Below are 20,296 nucleotides of genomic sequence, written 5' to 3'. Positions count from 1 at the left end.
CTATTTTAATCGGTGCTATTCTTTATCCCTTTATCTTTTATATACTTCGTTAATTCGTCTATTTTCAAAACTTTATCATATTCGCTTTTTACCTTACCCAATTTACAATCTTCGGATATAAGCCTTAGGAAAGAACTAAAATCTGGATTTTCAGATACCAGTCTGTTTACCGTATCCCAATCTATTCCATTATTTATCCTTGCTGGAAACAATATTTCACTCTCATAAATATTCTCAGCATTTAACTTAATAACGCCTATACCGAAAGCATTATTAAGCCTCCTAATTTCGTCTCTCAGGGAAGCATCATCGTCCAAATTCAGGGTTACTAAATACCCTTCATTAGCCCAACTAGAATTAGAGACTGCCTGAAAATATGATTGCCGAAGATTTGAAAAGTTGATATAAACCTTAAGCTCGAATGAGAATAATTTTATTGAACTGATTGACAAGTGATTTTGAATATCTAATGTTTCAGTTTTATAGTCACGAAAGGGAAAGTAGACACCAACTAAATCTGGATGCAGCCATTCATTCTGCCCCTTTCCACTCTTTGTAGATGTCTCGTGATATATTGTTTTAACATTAGCTTTGAAATGAGTATCGCCATAAGCATAAGCTACAAGCATAGTGTGTAAATCTCTTTCATTAAATTTCTTAGTTTCACTTTTCTCTTTTTTAGCAATTTCTAATTCCTTTTGCTTTTGAACCTTATCTAGATCGGTTTTAATGGACAATTTTCTTAAAAAGAATTGCGCAGGTCTTTCATTAGTTTGAATAATGAGCGAATTATCCCCAGCTCTCTGAATATCAGTGTAGCAATAAGCACCTATAGTATCCCATGGAGTTTTGCCGGAAGTCACAAAATCACCAATTGTACCCAGTTCATTTGCTTTCACCCAAATTTCTTTCGGAGACAAAGGTGTACCTGCTTTCTCTATTGTCTTTTCAATTATATTCCAAAAAGTTGTCTTTGCCATCTCTCCGCTATAAAAAGAACTTAGTATTAAAAAAATTATACACTCAATGCTACACAAAGGCACAAATAAAGCAGCTATTGGCCTGTAAACAAACAGCGGGCATCAAACCTCATCGGCCTGCTACCCGCTGCTACATTCTAACGCTATCTCTTACTGTTTCCCAACCGCGGCAGGTGTCATCTGCTTGCCGGTGAAATCGAAGTAGAGTGTAATTTCCTTGGCGTACGAAGGGTCTTTGCTGTAGTCATAGTACATGTTGGTTTTGCCCATCGGGCCCATGTTCTCGGCTTCCTGCGACTTGGTGCCGATGGGCGTGACACCACCATTTACTAGTTTTCGTTAGATGCCCGCCTAGCCTTCAATTGGTTGATATCCGTCACGTCTTTCGGCCTAGCATTTGCTGCTTTGTCAACCAACAAATCATCATAACTGATGAACGGAATATCAACTTCCCTCAAAGCAATAGTCTCGCGGCTTTTAAACGAAACACCGAACCTCAGTGGTGCTTTCAATTCTGGCAGAAGATCAAGCGTAAATTGCTCGAATTCGTATCTAAAGAAGGATTTACTAGGATTTGGGGCCTGCTCTTCTTTAAATTTCGTGACATCTTGCCCCAACTCCTCAAGTGCCTGTAGTAGCTTGAAGTAATTAGTATAGGTCGGATTATACCATATGTCTAAATCGGGTTTATCCGCAATTGCGCCGACTGCATTCCTTGACTGTCTGTAGTAGCCGTGCAAAGCTACCGCAGTACCTCCAACAACAAGATATTCAACCTCATGCTTGTTGAGAATGCTACAGACAGCGAGGATGCTACCTACTAGATTAGCGTTCATCAGAAGATTGCACCTTCTTTTTGGCGGCTAGCTCACGCTGCAAAATCTTTATAAACTCCTCGAACTCCGCGTGTGCTTTATCACGTGCTGCTGGAGTTGCTTTGGCTTCTTCAGCATCTGACTTCAACGCTTCGAAGCTTGTGAATCGTGTAAGCTTTGCCATGGCGGTGTTATTTAATGTTACTGTACTGGCTGGGTTAGCAATCAAGAGACGTATCGCCGCGGGTATAAACTCTGGAACTTCTGATTCTCGCTAGTATTTCATCAGCAGATTCGCTACTAAAGTATGCGCCAAAAAGGGCGGAAAGATCAAGAGCGGCGGGGGCTTCTACTGCTCCTGCATTCGCTTTTTTGAAATTCTCGTAGCCAGTTTCCAGCGCTTCCCCTTTGACAACTCCGCGTGGGCCATAGTGCTTGCCTCTGAACTCGCTTAGGATGGTTACACTGCTTTTCTTCGTGCTCATAACGGTTAGGCGGTTCAGGCTGTGGCTAATGTAACGAAGCTACAATAGTTACGCAGAAACGCAGCTTTTGTAGTTTCAAGATACGCAACAACGAAACGGTAGAGATGCTTCCCTGCGTTCAGCATGACACAAAGTTCTTACCGCTTCCCAACGGCTGCCGGGGTGGCCTGCTGGCCGGAGAAATCGAAGTACAAGGTTAGTTCCTTGGCGTACGAGGGGTCTTTGCTGTAGTCGTAGTACATGCTAGGGCGACCCATGGGGCCCATGTTCTCGGCTTTCTGCGACTTGGTGCCGATGGGCGGAATGGCGTGCATAAACGAGATGGTGCCCGTCGGGAAGGCGGGCGCGGTGTTGAAGGGCGTGGCCGAGAAGCGCGGCGTGAACAGGCGCAAGAACACATCCTCCTGGTCGCATACTATCGTGATGGGCTGCTCGGTGGTTTGCAGCTTCATCCAGTAGAAGTTGGAGTAATAACCCTTGAACTCCGGGTACTCGGGGCCTTTCGTGCCTTCGGTTTCGCCGGTGGCGGTGTTGTTGTAGGCCTTGGTCCAGACGCCTAAGTTGTTGCCTTTCAGGCGGTCTTTCCACACGCGGTAAGGCCCGTCGCCCATCCACTGCACGCCGCGTACCTGCTTTTCGGGGTAGGTGAAGCTCAGGCCGGCCAGGGTAAACTCGTAGTCTTTGGGAAAGTACTTGGCCGTCATCCTCACCCAACCCGAGGAATAAATAGTCCAATCCAAGGACTGGTAGCTGCTCTTCTTTCCAAACTTGGCGCTGACCACCACGTTCTTGCCGTCTTGCTTTTGCGAGAGGCCTTCGAACTCGGTGGTGCCCTCAGCCAGCACGGGACCGTTGGCAAACGGGATGATGCCTTTGGCGTTGCGCACCTGCCGCAACAAGCCGGTTTTGCGGCTGAACGCTAGCTGCACGCCGTTGGCTGCTACGGTGTAGAGCGAGTCATTTTCCGACACAGTTGCGGCCGTGGCACCATCCATTGTGACGAGCTGTTGAGCTACGCGCTGCGGACGGGCAAGAGGCCAACTCCAGGTATAGATTTCGCGGCCGTCGGGGTAGTTGGCCGTGATGTAGAGCACGTCGTGGGTTTGCCAGTCGGTGGGGAGAGTGAGCTGGAGCGAGCCGAACTCGCTAGGCGCAATGGCCGGAGCCGTGATGGGGCCGGTTTTGGTGACGGCCGCGGCGGAACTGCCGGGCTTGGGTAGTTGGGCTAGCTTCCAGGTGAAGCGGCACTGGTTGAGGTTGGTGAAGAAAAACTGGTTCTGCACGCGGAAGGCACCGTTGAAGTTCGGCGTGATTTCGCGGCGCTCGAAAAACACCGGCGCCCACACTTCCTTGATGGTGTAGAAGCTGCCCTCCTTTTCGCGGTACGGACCAAGGATGCCGTCGGCGCCGTGGTTGCCGTCGGTGTCGAGGATGCCGCCCTTGTCGGCACGCACCACGCCGGCGTCGGAGAAGTCCCACAGGAAGCCACCGGCCGAGAGCGGCTCGCGCCACATCTGCTCCCAATAGTCTTGCAAGCCGGCACCGTGGCCGCCGTCGTAGAGGCCGTGTAAGAACTCGGTGGGGAATACCACGTTGTGGCCGTGCAAGTGGGTACCGTTGCCGTAGTCGTAGTTGATATAGTGTTGGGTATCGGTGCCGCGGAACACCTGCCAGGCGTGAATGACGGGGCGCTTTTGCAGGTCCAGACGGTCGAGGACGGGGTCGAGGTCGAAGTTGTGGCCGCCCTCGTTGCCGTTCACCCACACCACGATGCTCGGGTGAGTTTCGTCTTTCACCACCATTTCCTCGGTGAGCTTGGTGCCGGTGGGCGTATCGTAGTTGCCGTGCCAGCCGGCTACTTCATCGAGCACGAAAAGGCCTAAGGAGTCGCAGGCAGCCAGGAAATGGTCGTCGGGCGGGTAGTGCGACATGCGCACGGCGTTCATGTTCATGTCCTTCATCAGGTTCACGTCCGTGACGCTGAGCGCCTTGCTGGTGGTGCGGCCCGAGGTGGGCCAGAACGAGTGCCGGCACACGCCCTTGAACTTGATTTTAATGCCGTTCACGTAGAAGCCTTCCCGCTCGCGCAGCTCCACCGTGCGGAAGCCCACGCGCTTGTCGAGGGTGTGCACGGGCTGACCGCTCTTGCGCAATGTGAAGGCTACGCGGTACAGGTTGGGGGCTTCCGGCGTCCAGAGTTTCGGCGAGGCCAAGGTGGTTTGCAGACGCGTGGCGGCGCTGCCCGCGGTTACGGTGGCTTTGAACTCGCCGCCGGCTTTCTGCCCATCGAGCGTGTAGAGTTGGCCTACCACTTCATCGGCGACTGTTCCGTTCACGTACACGTCGGCTTTAAACGAGCCGTCGGCTTTGGCATCCACGGCTACGCGGTTGAGGTGCGTGGTGGGCAGCGCCTCCAAAAACACCGGCCGGAAGATGCCACCGAACAGCCAGAAGTCGCCGCGCCGCTCGGCATCGTTCACCGATTCGTTGGTGGAATGCTTGGATACGGTGGCTTCGAGCAAGTTGGTTTTGCCGTACTGCAGCAGCTTGGTGATGTCGTATTTAAAGCGGTAGTACGAGCCTTGGTGCACTGCCCCCGCCGACTGGCCGTTGATCTTGACTTCGGTATCGGTCATCGAGCCATCAAACACGATGTTTACCGTCTTGCCCTTCCAGGCGGCGGGCACGTTGAACTGGTACTTGTAGAGGCCCTTTTCCTTGCCGCGCGCAGTGTCTTTGTCGTGGCCGTAGTTGTACTTGCCGAAGCCCTGCAACTCCCAATTCGAGGGCACGGCAATGGTGGTCCACTTGCCGGAATTGCGCCCGGCGGTGCAGTAGAACTTCCACTTCTTCGCGTGGTCTTTGTCGGTACCAGACAGGAACATCGTTTCGGTGCCCTGCGCGCGGAGGCCAGTAGCAGCTAGACAGAGCAAGAGGGCAAGTAGGAGTTTGGGCATCGGGTGGGGTCAATTAGCGGCGGAGCCGGTTGCGGCCTCTGGCACGCTTGTTTTCAGCGACTTCAAATAGAAGGTGGCTAACGGGTCTGATTCGCCTGCTTGGGGTAGGTCGTAGGTTTGGTCGGCGGGGGTGTCCGGCGTGGGGAAGTGGCGGGCCTCACCGGTGCGGAACATGATTCGCTCGAAGGAAGCTACCGGCGCGAAGAAGATGTAGGTACCAGAGGGCTTGCCGTTGATGGACACCGTGAAGGACCGGGCATCGGCGTCGAGCGACACGCGCACGTCGTACTGCTGGCCGGCTTGGTACTTGGTGATGTTCTTGAAGCGGGCCCCGGCTTTGTGGCGGAAATTACCCTCGGCATCGAAGGTGAGCTGCACGGCCGGCGTGCCTTTGCCGTCCTGAAACTCGATTTGCAGCAGGCCCTTGTCGTTTTGAGCAGGCACCACCGAAAACTCCGCTACCACTTTCTTGGCCTCTGGAATGACGCGCTCGGCTTTGGCATAGTCGAACTTGTCGGAGTCCTTGAACACCAGACCCTTCGTGCCATCCGGCAGCTTACCGATTTCCACTGGCGCTTGCACCAGGCTGTAGGTGTTCCAGTTCACCAGTTCCTGCCCAGCCGGCAGTTGCGCAAATACTTCGTTGGCCTGCGTTTCCGCTTTGGCGTGCACTGGCACGGGCACCGAGGCAATCCAGATGTCTTCCTTGTTCATGCTGTACGTCACCCACAGCTTTTTGTCGGGCGGTGTGCCGTCGCCTTCCTGAATGCCGCGCACGTACTGCGGGCCGTACGACTTGTAGTTGCCGCCGTAGCGCATGGGGCTGATTTCGCCGTGCACCAGCCACAGATCGGTGTAGTCCAACCCGTTTTCACTGGTGGAAATGCCGAGCGGCCATCGGAATTCCGAGGGGTTGTACACGGTGGCGTAGCGCCCATCGGAGGTGCGCTGGCCCCAAATCTTGGCGTTGCTGTTCACAAACTTCGGCGCCCGAACAACCGGATTGGGCCAGGTTTTGCCGCCGTCGGGGCTGATAGTGGTGAGGGCGTGCTTCCAGATGCCCACCACCCGGTTGTCGGGCAGGTGGTAGTAACTGAAGGCTTTGTACTCCTTTTTGAGCGGAATCAATGGGTCGTCGCGGTCCTGCTCTTCCACCATCTGCTGCATCATCAGCGGCGAAGCCAGAATTTCCTCGCAGGCCGCTACAAAACCCTTGTCTTTGCTGCTGGTGTAAAACGGGTACGTAGACTTCGACTTGTCCCAGGTCTTGTTGTTTCGCAGAAAGTAAATCGGGCCGAATTTGCCATTGGACAGCACCTCGCGCACCACCCGCCCGATGCCTTGGCCGTCGTTTGGGTCGTCTTTGGCGTCGAGGGCAATGCCGTAGTAACCGAGCGTTAGTAGGCGGTTTTTCTTGGACACGTAGAAGCCCACGCGCTGGTGCATTACGGCCACTAAGTCCTTGGCGACTTTGCCGGGCTGGTCGGGTTTGGTAACGCCGTCCGGAATTTTGTAGGGCGGAAAAATCACCGTGGGGTTGGTCCAGGTTTCGCCGTCCTTGGAGGTAAGCAGCAGCGTGCGGCCCGGCGGCACGTGCTCCCCCACCGGGTTGCTGAGGTATTGCAGGTAAAATTGCCCGTTCCAGTAGGCCAACATGGGGGCATGGTTGTAGGTCCACCCCTCCCCGTTGGCGGCGCTCGGCTGCTCGCGGTTGGCGCGCAGCACCTGCCGGGTGTGCGTCCCGATGGCCGGCCGCAGCTGTCCGTGGTGGTAGTCCACGTTGCTGAGCGTGGTGCCGGTGTAGCGGATGGTTTCCTGGCCGCGGGCGGAAAGACTGCCCAGCACAGTTAACGCAGTAGCCGCGAGAGGTGCTATATGCTTACTCATGAGTTCCGCTCGTTGACGTTGCGGCGGCCGCCCCGGCGGGGGCGCTTTGCAACAAGGTGTTGAAAGTCTTGCGCGGCACCGCGAAGATGGTACCGTGCTTGTGCCCTTCCGGCACGCTGGTCTGCCCCGACACGTCGGTGAACGACTTGAAATCAGAGGTCTTCATCACGCCGTAGCGCTTTTCCTTGTAGGCGTCGTAGTAGATCAGCCACTCGTCGTGCGGGAGGCGTACCACGCTCGGGCCTTCGGTGAAGTTGCCGGTAAACGGCTCCGACACGTTCGGAAACGGACCGAGCGCACTCGGCCCGAAGGCCACTTTGATGTTGCGGTTGGGCCGGGTGTTGTCTTTCACTACCAGCACGTAGTCTTTGGCGGCGCGCTGCACCACCACGGCATCAATCGAGCTGAAACCGGGGTCGATAAAGAGCTTGGCGGGCGTAAACGACTGAAAATCCTTGGTAGTAGTATAGTAGAGTCGGTGGTTGTTGTCTTCTTCTTCGATGCCTTTCGGGAAGCGGAACGGGATGGTGGAGGCCCACACGATGAGGTACTGCTTGGTGGGCGCATCGTAGAAGATTTCGGGGGCCCACACGTTCACGGTGGTCGGTTCGTGCCCCATCACATCAATGAAACGCTGCGTCGACCAGTGCACCAAATCCTTGGAACTGGCGTAGCCAAAGCCTTTGTCGCCTTTCCAGCCGCAGGTCCACACGAGGTGGTAAGTGCCGTCCGGCCCGCGGGCTATGGACGGGTCGCGCATTAGCTTGCTTGGCCCCACCTGCGGCGTCAGAAACGAGCGGCCCATGTCCGTCCACTTGTAGCCGTCGTGGCTATAGAGCAGCCGTAGCCCGTCAGTAGCCGGCTCCCGAAACGACGTGAACATGTACACGTCCTTCGAGCACGCACTCAGCAGGGCGGCCCCAAGCAGCGGAGTAAGGAAGCGCAGGGCTTTACGTTTGATCATTGATTTTTTTCAGAAACGCTAGACTGTCACGCCATGCATCGGCTCCGCCTCCGCATGACGTTCTTTCGTTTTATAGGTTCAGTAAGCGCTACACAGTATCCAGAATCAACACCCAATCGTTGCCATTCTTCACCTCGCCGGGCGGGTTGAAGTCTTGGATGCCTTTGTTGGGGAAGGTGCCGATGGCGGTGGTTTTGCCGTCGCGCGGACTAAACCAGGAAGCTTTCACCTTGGCCCCGCTGATTTTGCCGTGGTTCACCTTGATGTTGCGGCCGTTGTAAGTGTACACGAACGCGTAGTTCTTGCCCCGGGTACCGAACAGGCGGTTGTACTTCTCCCCCACTTCCCCGGCAATCAACGACTGGTCGGGTACCCGCTCGAAGAAGGGCCGGGAAAGCATCAGGTTCTTGAGGTGCACCATTTGGGCCGCGCCCGGCGCGTTGATGGCCGACGACCACAACTCCGAAGAGCCGTAGGCGCTGCCTTTGTCGAACGAACTGTGCATCTGCATCACCGAGTTCTGCCCGTAGGTGTAACCAAACGCGCCCGCAAACACCGACCAATAGCCGTAGCGGCGCACATCGGCATCGTTCCAGCGGGGCTGCGTGATGTCGTGCAGACCCTGCGGAATGCCCTCGTAGGAGGGTTCACCGTCGATACTAGGCTTGGTGGGCGTTAGCTTGTTGTCTACTAGTTGGTAGCGCCAGTTGTCTTCGCCGTAGAGCTTTTTCTCGTTGCGGGAGGTGTCCTGCTCGTAGCGCCGGTGGCCCGACTGGTACATATTGAAATCCAGCCACGCCGCCTGGTGAAACCAATCCGACGACTGCGTGCGGCCGCGTGGGTGGTACGTCACCAAGTGGTTGGGGTCAACGGCTTTGAGCGTGCTGCCAATCGTGTTCCACACCTTCAGCGAGTCCGAGCCGGCAATGTCGCCGCCGTTCAGCCAGATGATGTTGGGCCGGTTCTTATAGCGCTCGGCCAGGAAAGTGGCGTAGGTTTTGGCTTGCAGCTGATTGACTTTGCCGGCCTTCACGTTGGTGCCCCACACCGGCACGAGGCCCATGTACAGCCCTTTCTTGGCGGCTAGGTCGATGATGTAATCGACATGGTCCCAAAAGTCGTACTGCGCGGCGTCGGTGGGAGTGCTGCCGGGCGTAAGCAGCGGCTGCGCCACGTTGCCACGCACCAGCGCCGAGTCGCCATACACGTTCGCGCTCGGCACTTGGTGCAGCACCATCACCTGAATGACGTTGAAGCCTTTTTTGCGCCGGTCTTCGAGGTAGGTTTCCGCTTCTTCGCGCTTAAGCTTGTTGAAGAGCAGCCAGCCGGTGTCGCCGAGCCAGAAGAACGGCTTGCCGGCTTCGGTGGCCAAGTACCGGCCGTTGGAAGCTACTTTCAGCTTGCCCGTTGGCTCAACGGCTGGCGCCCACGCAGTGAGCGATGCCAGCAGGAAAAGCACGAAGAAATTGCGGGGCTTTATGGGCATTTGCGTGATGGTATTGCTCCTGATAAGCTTAAAAAGCCGTCATGCTTCGGCAGGCGGATGCTAGATCAAGCATGAGGGCCTTTTAAATGGTTTCAGCTATGACTTTGCTTTGCCGGCAGCGGGCCGCACGTTTTGCAACGGTACCACGCTGTTGAGGTACTCTTCGATGTTGGCGTAGCCGTCTTTGTCACGGTCCTGAGTGGCGTCGGCGGCGTTTTTAGGGTCCAGGCCGTGCGTTTTTTCCCATGCGTCGGGCATGCCGTCGTTGTCGGCGTCGGCGTAGGGCTTGCCCTGGTAGACGGGGTACCCTCCTACCTGCGCGGGGTCCGTAATGATGCCTTGCTTGTAGGAATCGGCGGGCAGGCGACGTTTGATGTAGGGACTTGGCGGGGTGGGTTGCGCGTTCTTGGCGTAGGTGATTTTGCCGGTGCGCACGTCCTCCACGATGCGCGCATCCACGGCGTCGCGCTTGGGCAGCGTGCAGCCGACGTTGGCCAGCACGTATTGGTAGGCTTCTTGGGCGGACAGCACCGTGCCCATGTTAGGCAGCGTGAACGGCTTGTCGGCTTTAATTGCAGCCACAATTTTATCGGCTTCGGGCACGCCTTCCACCTGCACGCCGCCAGCCCAATTGTCTTGGGTAACTTTCGCGTTGCCGGCTACCACGTTGCCAGCCACATACGCCTTGCCGAACAGGTTTTTCGCGTCTTTGTCGCGGCCCGATTCGGGCTTTAGAATCCGGTAGCTGATGGGCTCCCCGGCGGGCGTGATGGGACCGGGCTTGTAGTAGTTGTTCACGAAGTTGTACTCCGACTTGTTGTCGCCGCCATCGGCCGAGCGGTTCCACCAGTTGAACACCACGTTGTTGGCGAAGTTGAAATCGCCGTACATGCCCACCGAGGGGTTGCGGGCAATGTTATTCGCCCACAGGTTGCGGGTGAACAAGCTGTTAAGCCCCCCAATGGTACTCCCAAACGCGTGGTTGTAGGTATCCAGCCCTTCCGAAAAAATAGAATTCTGAATGGTCACGTTCACCGTCGGCAGCTTGTCGGCCTTACCGGTTTCGGGGTTGTGGTAGACGTGCCGGTAGATGGACATGTTCTCATCCAGCCCCCAACTCGCCGACACGTGGTCGATGATGATGTTGCCCACCGGGTTGCCGCCCAAGCCGTCGTCGCGGCGGGCTACGTCGGTGGCGCCGCGGCGGAAGCGCAGGTAGCGCACCACCACATCGTGGGTGTTGATCCAGATGGACTCGCCGGCTACGCAGATACCGTCGCCGGGGGCGGTTTGACCCGCAATGGTTACGTAGGGCGCCCGGATGATGATGGGGTTTTGCAGCTTGATGATGCCCGCCACATTGAACACGATAATGCGGGCTCCCCCCTGCTCCAACGCCTCACGCAAGGTACCGGGGCCGCTGTCGGCCAGGCTCTTCACCACGTACACCTTACCGCCCTGCCCGCCAAACACGTGCGCCCCGCCGCCTTCGGCGCCCGGAAACGCCAGCCGGCTCGATTGCGGCAAATCCGACGGTTTCGCGGCCCACGGCACGTAGGGCTTGCCGGCTTTGGCCTCGGCTTCAATGATGGGCAGCGCCTTTTTCCAGGCTTCGTCCGAGCGTTTCTCGGCTTCGGCCAGGGCGGCATCAGCCTTGGCCTGCACTTCCGGCGGAATCTTGGGGTACTGCGCCAGCGCTGGTCGGGCGGCCGTAGAAGCAAGAACGGAAAGGAAAAGAAGGCGCTTGTTCATGTGTGCTTAGTGCTAGTCATTGCTGTAGGGAACGGTAAATGAGGCGCCCGCCAGAACTTAGTACCCCGGGTTTTGCAGGAACTCGGCCTTGTTGGTCACGGCATCTAGGTCGCTCTGCGGAATGGGGCGTAGCGCGTGGAAATCCTGGATGCTGGTCCGGGCGTCGGGGTTGTAGAGGCGGACCCGCTCGGCAAGTTTGCCGGTGCGTTTTAGGTCCAGCCAGCGCACTTGCTCGCCGGCCAGCTCGCGGGCCCGCTCGTCGAGCACAAAGTCCAGGGTCATTTGGCTGGCAGTTACTTGCATGGCGTTGGTGCGGCCGGGCAGGGCGGCGCGGGTGCGCACCAGGTTCACGTAGTAAGCAGCCGAATCGGCTTTGCCGAGGCGAACCTGCGCTTCGGCCCCGATGAGGACGATGTCGCCCAAGCGCAGCATGAAGGCGTCGCGGGAGCTTTCCGTTACGGTGGCGGTGGCGCGGGTGGGGTCGTCGAACTTGCGCAACGAGGGGTAGTAGCGCCGTTCGCCTTTCAACGAGCCGTTGGCGTTGTAGAGGTCGTCGATGTCGTACACCTTGTAGCGGTAGCGGCGGGTGTAGCGCTGCTGGAAATCATCGATGCTGCGCTTGGTGGTGAACACCGCGGTGTCGCCAACCGTGAACTTGGGCTGGTTGAGCAGCGGCGCTAAGGCGGCATTTTGGGCTACTTCGGCCGCCGACCAGCGCGGAATGTTGGCGGCGTTGTTGGCAATCCAGGCTTGCTTGAACGACCCTAAGTAGCGGGCGTCGTTTTGCTCGTTGTAGAGGTTGAGTAGGAAGCGCGTGGGCATGTAGCGCACACCCGGCAGGCCGTTGGCTACGTCGCGCGTCATGCCGGGCTGGTCGTCGTACTTCATCAAAAACCACTGGTGCGCCGTGTTGCTGCCCGCGTTGAAGGTCAGATTGGTGGAGTAGTTCACCGCCCACAGCACCTCGGAGTTGCGCTGGTTGGTGATGTTCCAGAGGTCGGCGTAGTTGGCTACCAGCCGGATACCCTGCCCGGTATAGGCCGTCGTGACCTTGCGGGCGAAGTTGGCCGCTTTCTGGTACTGCCCGCTCGACAGATACGCTTTGGCGGCAAACGCTTCGGCCGCGGGCCGCGTGATGCGGCCGTAGTCGGTGGCCGTGGCCGGGGCCGGATACTGCGCCAGCGTCACGGGCAGGTTGGCTACGGCAAAGTCCACATCAGTTAGAATCTGGGCGTACACCTCTTCCACCGAAGCGCGGGTGGCCGTAGCCACCACGCCGCTGGTGGGCTCGAGGCGCAGCGGCACCGGCCCAAAGCTTTCCACCAAATGGTAGTAGTACCAAGCGCGCATGAAGCGCAACTCCGCCTCAGCCGAAGCGCGGCGCGCTGTACTCAGCCCGGCCGTATTAATGGTTTGTAGGGCCTGATTCACTAGGTTGATACCGGCGTAGCAGGGCTGCCACAAGTTGTTTCTCACCCACAGGTTGTCGGTATTCAGGCCCTGGTAGTTCACCAACGGCGGCTGCGGGCTGACGCCGGCTACGGCCGTGGCACCGTTACTTTCGGCATTGGTCCAGATGTCGGTGCCCATTTCCAGCAGCGCGTAGCCCGACTCCTTGCCGTAGATGGTGCGGTTGTAGGTGTAGGCGCCGGTGATGGCAGTTTCAAAGCCTTCGGGGGTGGTAAAGACGGCCTCGGCGGTGGCACCGCTCGGGTTGAATTCTTCGAGTTGCTCTTGGCAAGCGGAAGCAGCCAGCGCCAACACGGCAAACGTTAGGGGGCGGATTTTCTTATACATGATGGTCTGGTCGAATTAGAAGCCCACGTTCAGGCCTACCACGTAGGCGCGGTTCAGCGGCTGGTCCACAACGCCTTCCCCCTCGGGGTCGAAATCATCGAGGTTGCTGAAGGTGTAGAGGTTGCGGCCCGACACGTACACCCGCACGTTGTCGATTTTGCCCTTGCTTACCAAGCTCTTCGGCAGGGTATAGCCCAAGGTCACGTTGCGCACTTTAGCCCACGAAGCTTCGCGCTCGGTGAGAGTAGTGACGTAGCTCAGCGCGCGGGTGGAGTGCGGACGAGGGTAGTCGTTGGTGGGATTTTCGGGCGTCCAGTAGTCTACAATGGCGTTGTTGTTGTTGCCGCTTCGGTTGAACTTGGCGTAGTAGTCGGAGCTGATCCACTGCCCCACGCGGGCCACCAGCAGGACGTTCAAATCAAAGCCTTTGTAGCGCACGTCGTTGCTTAGGCCACCGGTCCACTTCGGCACCCGCGAGCCAATAACGGTGCGGTCGGCCGCCGTGATTTTGCCGTCGGGTACGCCATCCGGGCCTGACAGGTCGGCCACCTTGATGTCGCCGGGCAGGAATTGGCCGGGCGTCCCGTAGGAGGCGGCTTCGGTTTCCTCGCCTAGCTGCCAGATGCCAATCTTTTTGTAGTCGTAGTACACCTGGGCCGGCTGGCCCACGATCAGCGAGTTGCGGTAATCGGTGGCAATGACGTCGCCGGTGGGCAGCTCCACAATGGTTTCCCGGTTGCGGGCGTAGGTCAGCGTAGTCGACCACGTCAGGTTGTCGCCGCGCAGGTTTTGCGAAGTCAGCGACACCTCTACGCCCTTGTTGCGGGTGCGGCCGATGTTGCGGTTGACCGTGGCCACGCCCGTAAACGCGGGCTGCGTGTACGGGAAAATCAGATCCTTGGTCTGCGCGTCGTAGTAGTCGACGGTGCCGGTCAGGCGGTTGTCGAACATGCCGAAGTCCACCCCGATGTCGGTGGTGTAGGTTTTCTCCCAACCTAGCTCCGCGTTGCCAATAAGCGGCGAAATCGTGTAGGTGGGGGTGGCGTTGGCGTCAGTAAAGGCAAAAGGCGTGTTCGTGAGCGAGTTTTGGGTGGCGTACGCCGCAATTCCGTCGTTGCCCGACACCCCGTAACTGCCGCGCAGCTTCAACTCGGTCAGGAACTTGGCATTCTGCATAAACGATTCCTCGATGATGCGCCAGCCAATGGCCGCTGATGGGAAATACGCCCATTTGTTGCCCGGCGCCAGCTTAGAGGAACCGTCGGCACGGTTGGTAAACGTTAACAGGTAACGCCCTTTCCAACTGTAGTTGATGCGGCCGGCAAAGGACACCAGATTGTTGCGCGAAAAGCCTGAGCCTATGAATATGTTCTGGTTGGCGGCCCCTAGGTTGTAGAACGACTGCGAAGGCAGTACCTGGTTTTGACCTTGCGCAAAGCTGTTGGTATTATTGAAAATCAGGTCGCTGGCTACCCCGGTAAGCGTGAGCGAATGGTCGCCGATGTCCTTGCGGTACGTCAGCACGTTTTCCCAACTCAGGTTGCGGCTTTGGTTGTTGGTAATCGAAGACTGCGAGTTGGCCCCGCGCCCGTCAATGGTGTTGCGGCCGTAGAAGTTGCCTAGCTCCGAGGTGGAATAGTTGGCCGCGAAGGTGGAGCGCAAGCTCAATCCTTCGAGGGGCGTCAGCTCCACGTAGGCCGCGGCGGTGAGGCGGTTGGTTTTGTTGTTGCGCTGGTAGGCCCCGGGCTGCTCGTCGGCCAGCGGGTTGATTTGGGTGCCGCCCAGCAGGTTGTAGTTCAGCTTGCCCTCGTCGTCATACACGCGCCCCAGCGGAATGGCCTGCGAAGCCAGGTTGAGTGGGTCGCGGCGGATGTCATTGTTGATGTACGCCAGCTGGCTCTGCACGCCCACTTTCAGCCACTTGTTCACCGTTTGGTCGATGTTGGCGCGGGTGGTGTAGCGCTTGAAACGATCCAGCTTGAGCAAGCCTTTTTCGTCGTAGTAGCCCAGCGAGAAGTACACCTTGGTGTTCTCGGAGCCGCCCGTAAGGCCCACTTGGTAGTTTTGCTGCATGCCGTTGTGCAGCACTTGGTCGGGCCAGTTCAGGTATTGCTCGTTGGCAATGGCTTCGCGCTGCGCGGGGTTGAAGGCCACCGCGTCGTCGGCGGGGCTGTTCCAGGTGCCGGCGGCGCGGAACGCCTCGCGGCGGAAATCTATCCACTGCGGCCCGCTCAAGTACTCGCCGTAGCCGGCCACTTTGGTTACGCCGGTGTAGGCGTTGAAGTTGATTTTGGGCTTGCCGGTGCTGCCGCGTTTGGTGGTGATAATCACCACGCCGTTGGCCCCGCGCGAACCGTAAATGGCCGTCGAGGAAGCATCTTTCAGCACCTCAATGCTTTGCACATCGTTCGGGTCGATGTCGGAGGCGTTGACGTTCTGCACCCCGTCCACGATGTAGAGCACGTTGTTGGAAGAGCCAGGGTTGGCAATGGAACGGTTGCCACGAATACGAATCGAAGAACCTTGCCCCGCGTACCCGTTACTGCGGGTAATATCAGCGCCCGGAATCTTGCCTTGCAACGCTTCTGTCACCGTCGTGACGGGCAGCTTGGTTACCTCCTCCCCTTTCACCGATACGACGGCCCCCGTCAGGTCGCGCTTGCGCACCGACCCGTAGCCAATCACCACCACGTCGTCGAGCGCCGCCGACTCCGGCGACAAGCGCACTTCCAGCCGGGTTTGGTCGGGCTTTACCAGCAATTCCTGGCTTTTATAGCCCAAGTAAGAAACGACCAGTGTGACGTCCTGCTTGTCGGGCACTTGCAGGGTAAAGCGGCCTTCGGTATCGGTGCTGCTGCCGTTGGTGGTGCCTTTTACCAGCACCGTCACGCCGGGCAGCACTTCGGCTTTATCGCCACCGAGCACCTGGCCCGTGATGGAGCGGGTTTGCGCCTGGGCGGCGCTGACTAGCAGCGTGGAAGCCGCCAGAATGGGGATAAATGGTTTCATAGGGGGGATTTGGAAACGGGAGGGGTCAATAGGTGGGAAGTCAACGAAGAGCTTAGCCGGGCAACACAGCTTGGGCCTGCATAATCGGGGCCGTAATGCCGGCTACTTCGCCGCAGAAGTGCACTTCCACGCCGAGTTCGGCGAGGGCCGCCGCCTTGATGCGGCAGGCCTGATGCGCCTTGGCTTCGTAGGGCGTGTACACCACTTGGATGTGGTTGGCTTTGTGGCGGGCCATCATCTGGTTGCGGCTCACGCCCCGCAAGACGGCGTGCATAATGGGCCACTCCGGCGTGGTTTCCTGCCAGCGGCGCTCGGTTTCGGCCGGGGGCAGCGCTACGGCTTCGCCCACGCCCAAGTCGCAGTGCAACTTGTTGTTCATCACGTAAATCCGGCTCCAAACCAGTGAACCCGGCCGGCTAATTCCCTTCAGGCTACCCCCACCCAAGCGGAAATACATGGGCGGCTGCCGCTCACTAACGGCGCCCTCGTAGCCCCCAATAAAGTGGGCCGGCGGCGCGGCGCCCGAAATCAGGAACACCCACACAAATTCCTCGCCCTCGCCGGTGTCAAACGACTGGCCCCAACGCAAATCGTGCAGCGTCGTCTCACCCGACAAGCCCAGCTCGTTCCACAAGCGGTAGGTAAGCAGCGCATCGAGGCCGGCGCACTCATCCACTTCGTTGAAGTGCGGCAGCGCCTGGCCGGGGTACAGTTCCTCGCCAGTTTTCGAGAAGACGGGGGGCCGCTCGGTGTTGTTGAGCAAGCCTTCTACCAGGTCGCTAGCTACGGTTAAATCCTTGAGGCCCTGCTGATACTGGATGCCAATGGTGTCGCAGCCGAACTCGGCGGCAATACGCACGGCGGCAATGTACATCTTGCACTGTTCCAGGGTTTGGGCGCGGGTGAGTTGGGTTGCTTCGTTGCTGCCCCAATTAAATTTCATGCGCTTGGCTAGCAGCCAGTCGAGCACGGTGTGGGCTTCGCTGTCGGTTACGTCGCGCATGGCGGCGTAGAGCGTGGCCTGGCTGAGGCGCTCCTTGAACACGCCCGTGGGGTGCAGCAGCTCGTCGGGCACAATGGCGTTGTACATGCCCATGCACCCTTCGTCGAATACGCCCATGATGACCTTGTTCTGCCGGAATTTCTGGCCGAACGTGCGGCCAATCAGCTCATCCGCCGAAGGCAACGTCACGCCGGAAAAACTCTTGACGTGGCTATGGTCGTGGGTGATGCGGCCTTCGGTTAGCCATTGCTGCAAGCTGTTTTCAAAGAAAGCATCGGTGAAATCTTCGCTCCACAAGGTACTGTAGGCCACGCCAGCTTTGGTGAGGCAGCCGTTCAAGTTCAGCATGCCTACCAGGCCGGGCCATTGCCCGCTCCAGTTGGCCACCGTCAGGATGGGGCCTTGGTGGGTGGTGAGGCCGGCCAGCACGTGGTGCGAATACTGCCACACGCTTTCGGCCACGATGAGTGGCTGTTGCGGGTCGATGCTACGGAACACCTCCATGCCCATCTTCTGCGAGTCGATGAAGCCGTGTTGCTTTTCTAAGTCGTAGGTGTGGGCCCGCTTCACCGTCCAGCCCTGCCGGGCAATAGCGGCTCCCAACTGGCCTTCCATGGCGTATTGCGCTGCCCAGCAGTTCTGGTTGGCCGCGAGTCGCAAATCACCGCTGGCGATTAACAACACTTTCTTCGAGGAAACAAGGTTCACGCTTGCTGCTAGTTAGAGGGTAGAAGATGCAGTTACACAAGCTCTTCCCTACCGAGCAACTCGTTTTATTGGCTGCTCGGCGCCCCAATTGAAAAGCCACTGGCACAGACTCCGTGGTTGTTTTCGAAAAGCCAGGACGCAGCAACGGCAGGAAAGACTTCTTCTACAAATATGCTAGCCGCGGAGGCGGGGTCTCTAGCGGTTATTAGCTACTTAGTATAGGATGTTATCATGCGCCCGGCCTCGCTGAAATTAAGACCTGCTTTTGGGTGGTTAAACAAAGGTTTGCGCCGGGCATCATTTGCCCACGGAATTCTAGTATTCTACCTATCGCAACCGATTCAGGCAGTAGACTACAGGAGAGTGCAATCGATAGCGTAAAATATATTAGTGGCAATTCCTCCCTTCCACTTCTGGATTAGCACCAGTTCCAAAGATTTGCTTCCAAGATAAGATCCTAGAATACGCTGCTTGCTAAGACTGCTTTATAGCTGGTTATTTCTCGCTCTACCTTCCACTTTTACCCTTCCTTCCCATGAAAGCCCACTTTCACAAAATCCCAGTTAACAACCAGAGTTCCTTTAGCATCCGCCACGACCGGAAGCCCAACTTTGGTACCATCTGGCATTATCATCCGGAGCTTGAACTGCACTACGTGATTAAGGGGGAAGGCGTGCGCTTGGTAGGCGACAACATCAGCAACTTTTCGGCGGGCGAGATTATCCTGCTGGGTGCCAACTTGCCCCACACCTGGCGCTGCAACGAAGAGTATTTTCAGTGCAATCCGGAGCTGGAAGTGGAAGCCGTGGTAATTCAATTTCTGCCCGAGTGCTTGGGCCGCTACTTGCTCGGTTTGCCCGAAGCCTACTTGATACCCAAGCTGTTCGAGAAAGCGAAAAGCGGCCTGATTCTGAGTGGCGAAGCCAAGGCCCGGCTGGCGCCCCTGATGCTGGCCGCCGTGCACGCCACCGACCTCGACCGCATCATCATCTTCCTGTCCATCCTCAAAATCCTCTCAGAAACGACGGAAATCGAGACGATTGCCTCGGAGCACCACGCCTTCAAGCAAAGCAACGAGTCGGATGTGCAGCGCATCAACAAGGTGTGCAACTACACGCTGTCCAACTACAAAAAGGAAATCACGCTCGAAGAAATTGCCTCTATCAGTAACCTGAGCGTGACTTCTTTCTGTCGGTACTTTAAGCTGATCACCAAGAAAACCTACTACGACTTCCTCATCGAGATTCGCATCAGTCAGTCTTGCCGCCTGCTAATCGAGGACAAGCTACCCACCGAGGTTATCTGCTTTGAGTGCGGCTTCAACAACGTGTCCAACTTCTACCGGCACTTCAAGAAAATCACCAAAATGACGCCGCTTGAGTACAAGAAGAAATACTTGCACAGCTACAAAGAGCTGGCTGCGGCTTAAGCGCAGCAACGTAAAAAAGGCCATTATGCGTGAGCGTTGCTCAGCATAATGGCCTTTTTCCTCTCACACCAGTGCCCCTTTTACACTAGTTCCAGGCTTCTGCTCAGGATGTTGTAATCCCCGCAGAGAGCTTCCACGCCCTGCCGAATCGAGCTGGTGAAGGTGCCTACTCGACGGCGGGTAAAAGTGGAAATATCCATGCCCCGCTGCTTGAGCGAGTATTTGGCCACGATGGGATACACGTTGTGCATCACGTCCATGTTCTTAACGAAGAACTGCTGCACCGTCTCCACTTCCGCCGTTGCGTGGGGGTTGTCAAAGTTGTTGCAAAGCCACACAATCAACTCCGGAAAGAAATTGCCCTGAATGCAGGACAGTCCCGCCGCGCCGGCCCGCAACGATTCCACGGCGTGGCCCATGTAGGCGTCGTAGAGGCCGAAAGGATGGCCTTCCACCGCGGCGAGTTTGGCGCGCACCTGCTCGATATCGAGGCAGGTGTCTTTGTGATACGTCACGCGGCCCGTGTCCACGAATTGTCCGAGCTGCTTGGCCGACAACACGCGTTTGTAGGGCTCGGGGCACTCGTAGAAACCGATAGGAATACCCGGCGTCCAATCCAAAAGCCGGAAGATTCGCTCGTCGAACACCGCGTCCGACTCTTGCTCGGTGGCTAGTAGGCCGGTGATGACGATGACGGCTTCGGTGCCGGCGTCGTAGACTTTCTTCACGAAGTCGGCTTGCTCGTTGAGGGCGCCGGCGAAGGTGCCGGTAGCTACTACGGGCACGGCGCCGCCCACCACCTCCACCACGTGGCGGATGGTTTCAAGCCGTTCCTGCGCGCTCAGCTCGAACATTTCGCTGGACAAACAATTGGCGAACAAACCGGCGGCGCCGGCCTCTAAGTACAACTCTGTCAGGCGAGTAAGCGCCGGATAATCAATTTGCCCGTCGTTTTGAAAGGGCATGAGCATAACGGGGATAAATCCCTTCGGCGTTTTTTCCATGGTTGGGGTAGACGACTTGT

Annotated in this window: 14 protein-coding genes; 1 reads left to right on the top strand and 13 read right to left on the bottom strand. The window is 57.4% G+C overall.

Annotated elements, in window-relative coordinates:
• Positions 1–5: 5 nt before the first annotated feature.
• From P1X16_RS22285 to P1X16_RS22230, 12 genes are all read right to left on the bottom strand, one after another.
• Entirely contained in the window at positions 6–980 is a 975-nt protein-coding gene (locus P1X16_RS22285) for an HTH domain-containing protein (protein WP_277233924.1), read from the bottom strand.
• Positions 981–1,309: 329 nt separating this feature from the next.
• Positions 1,310–1,816 carry a hypothetical protein gene (locus tag P1X16_RS22280; RefSeq protein ID WP_277233922.1) on the bottom strand — a complete coding sequence of 169 codons (507 nt, stop codon included), beginning with the start codon at positions 1,814–1,816 and terminating at the stop codon, positions 1,310–1,312.
• Complete coding sequence (locus tag P1X16_RS22275) at positions 1,806–1,979, bottom strand: hypothetical protein (RefSeq protein ID WP_277233920.1); 174 nt, start codon at positions 1,977–1,979, stop codon at positions 1,806–1,808. Before P1X16_RS22275 ends, P1X16_RS22280 begins: the two co-directional genes overlap by 11 nt.
• Before the next feature lie 34 nt (positions 1,980–2,013).
• On the bottom strand, positions 2,014–2,280 hold the full coding sequence (locus P1X16_RS22270; RefSeq protein ID WP_277233918.1) for a hypothetical protein: 267 nt from the start codon (positions 2,278–2,280) through the stop codon (positions 2,014–2,016).
• Between the two features lie 137 nt (positions 2,281–2,417).
• The gene (locus P1X16_RS22265) at positions 2,418–5,237 is read right to left on the bottom strand and encodes a glycoside hydrolase family 2 TIM barrel-domain containing protein (RefSeq protein WP_277233916.1); all 2,820 of its coding nucleotides are present in this window, start codon (positions 5,235–5,237) and stop codon (positions 2,418–2,420) included.
• Positions 5,238–5,246: 9 nt separating this feature from the next.
• A complete protein-coding gene (locus tag P1X16_RS22260) occupies positions 5,247–7,124 on the bottom strand; it encodes a six-hairpin glycosidase (protein ID WP_277233915.1) in 1,878 nt (625 codons plus the stop codon).
• Positions 7,117–8,088 (bottom strand): glycoside hydrolase family 43 protein, encoded by a 972-nt coding sequence (locus P1X16_RS22255; RefSeq protein ID WP_277233913.1) that lies wholly within the window; start codon positions 8,086–8,088, stop codon positions 7,117–7,119. The genes P1X16_RS22260 and P1X16_RS22255 overlap by 8 nt, the downstream gene beginning before the upstream one ends.
• A gap of 88 nt (positions 8,089–8,176) precedes the next feature.
• The gene (locus P1X16_RS22250) at positions 8,177–9,574 is read right to left on the bottom strand and encodes a glycoside hydrolase family 140 protein (RefSeq protein WP_277233911.1); all 1,398 of its coding nucleotides are present in this window, start codon (positions 9,572–9,574) and stop codon (positions 8,177–8,179) included.
• Between the two features lie 96 nt (positions 9,575–9,670).
• The gene (locus tag P1X16_RS22245) at positions 9,671–11,326 is read right to left on the bottom strand and encodes a polysaccharide lyase (protein WP_277233909.1); all 1,656 of its coding nucleotides are present in this window, start codon (positions 11,324–11,326) and stop codon (positions 9,671–9,673) included.
• 57 nt (positions 11,327–11,383) lie between these two features.
• On the bottom strand, positions 11,384–13,123 hold the full coding sequence (locus P1X16_RS22240; RefSeq protein WP_277233907.1) for a RagB/SusD family nutrient uptake outer membrane protein: 1,740 nt from the start codon (positions 13,121–13,123) through the stop codon (positions 11,384–11,386).
• Between the two features lie 15 nt (positions 13,124–13,138).
• Positions 13,139–16,132, bottom strand: a complete 2,994-nt coding sequence (locus P1X16_RS22235; protein WP_277233905.1) for a TonB-dependent receptor — start codon at positions 16,130–16,132, stop codon at positions 13,139–13,141.
• A 52-nt stretch (positions 16,133–16,184) separates the two neighbouring features.
• Positions 16,185–17,843, bottom strand: coding sequence for a fucose isomerase (locus P1X16_RS22230; RefSeq protein WP_277233903.1), 1,659 nt, complete (start codon positions 17,841–17,843; stop codon positions 16,185–16,187).
• 535 nt (positions 17,844–18,378) lie between these two features.
• On the opposite strand from P1X16_RS22230, the gene P1X16_RS22225 reads away from it, so the two are divergent.
• A complete protein-coding gene (locus P1X16_RS22225) occupies positions 18,379–19,272 on the top strand; it encodes an AraC family transcriptional regulator (protein ID WP_245124337.1) in 894 nt (297 codons plus the stop codon).
• 80 nt (positions 19,273–19,352) lie between these two features.
• Here P1X16_RS22225 and P1X16_RS22220 read toward each other — a convergent pair whose 3' ends face one another.
• Positions 19,353–20,276: a dihydrodipicolinate synthase family protein gene (locus tag P1X16_RS22220; RefSeq protein ID WP_277233899.1), complete on the bottom strand. Its 924-nt coding sequence runs from the start codon at positions 20,274–20,276 to the stop codon at positions 19,353–19,355.
• Between the last annotated feature and the right edge of the window lie 20 nt (positions 20,277–20,296).

This window comes from Hymenobacter sp. YC55, from assembly GCF_029433095.1.
Lineage (GTDB): Bacteria > Bacteroidota > Bacteroidia > Cytophagales > Hymenobacteraceae > Hymenobacter.
The sequence above is the reverse complement of the archived record's forward strand: the minus strand, read 5'-3'. Positions and strand labels throughout refer to the sequence as shown.

Coding starts and splice junctions, on each gene's coding strand:
- P1X16_RS22285 (WP_277233924.1), bottom strand. CDS start 980: ATGGCAAAGACAACTTTTTGGAATATAATTGAAAAGACAATAGAGAAA.
- P1X16_RS22280 (WP_277233922.1), bottom strand. CDS start 1,816: ATGAACGCTAATCTAGTAGGTAGCATCCTCGCTGTCTGTAGCATTCTC.
- P1X16_RS22275 (WP_277233920.1), bottom strand. CDS start 1,979: ATGGCAAAGCTTACACGATTCACAAGCTTCGAAGCGTTGAAGTCAGAT.
- P1X16_RS22270 (WP_277233918.1), bottom strand. CDS start 2,280: ATGAGCACGAAGAAAAGCAGTGTAACCATCCTAAGCGAGTTCAGAGGC.
- P1X16_RS22265 (WP_277233916.1), bottom strand. CDS start 5,237: ATGCCCAAACTCCTACTTGCCCTCTTGCTCTGTCTAGCTGCTACTGGC.
- P1X16_RS22260 (WP_277233915.1), bottom strand. CDS start 7,124: ATGAGTAAGCATATAGCACCTCTCGCGGCTACTGCGTTAACTGTGCTG.
- P1X16_RS22255 (WP_277233913.1), bottom strand. CDS start 8,088: ATGATCAAACGTAAAGCCCTGCGCTTCCTTACTCCGCTGCTTGGGGCC.
- P1X16_RS22250 (WP_277233911.1), bottom strand. CDS start 9,574: ATGCCCATAAAGCCCCGCAATTTCTTCGTGCTTTTCCTGCTGGCATCG.
- P1X16_RS22245 (WP_277233909.1), bottom strand. CDS start 11,326: ATGAACAAGCGCCTTCTTTTCCTTTCCGTTCTTGCTTCTACGGCCGCC.
- P1X16_RS22240 (WP_277233907.1), bottom strand. CDS start 13,123: ATGTATAAGAAAATCCGCCCCCTAACGTTTGCCGTGTTGGCGCTGGCT.
- P1X16_RS22235 (WP_277233905.1), bottom strand. CDS start 16,132: ATGAAACCATTTATCCCCATTCTGGCGGCTTCCACGCTGCTAGTCAGC.
- P1X16_RS22225 (WP_245124337.1), top strand. CDS start 18,379: ATGAAAGCCCACTTTCACAAAATCCCAGTTAACAACCAGAGTTCCTTT.
- P1X16_RS22220 (WP_277233899.1), bottom strand. CDS start 20,276: ATGGAAAAAACGCCGAAGGGATTTATCCCCGTTATGCTCATGCCCTTT.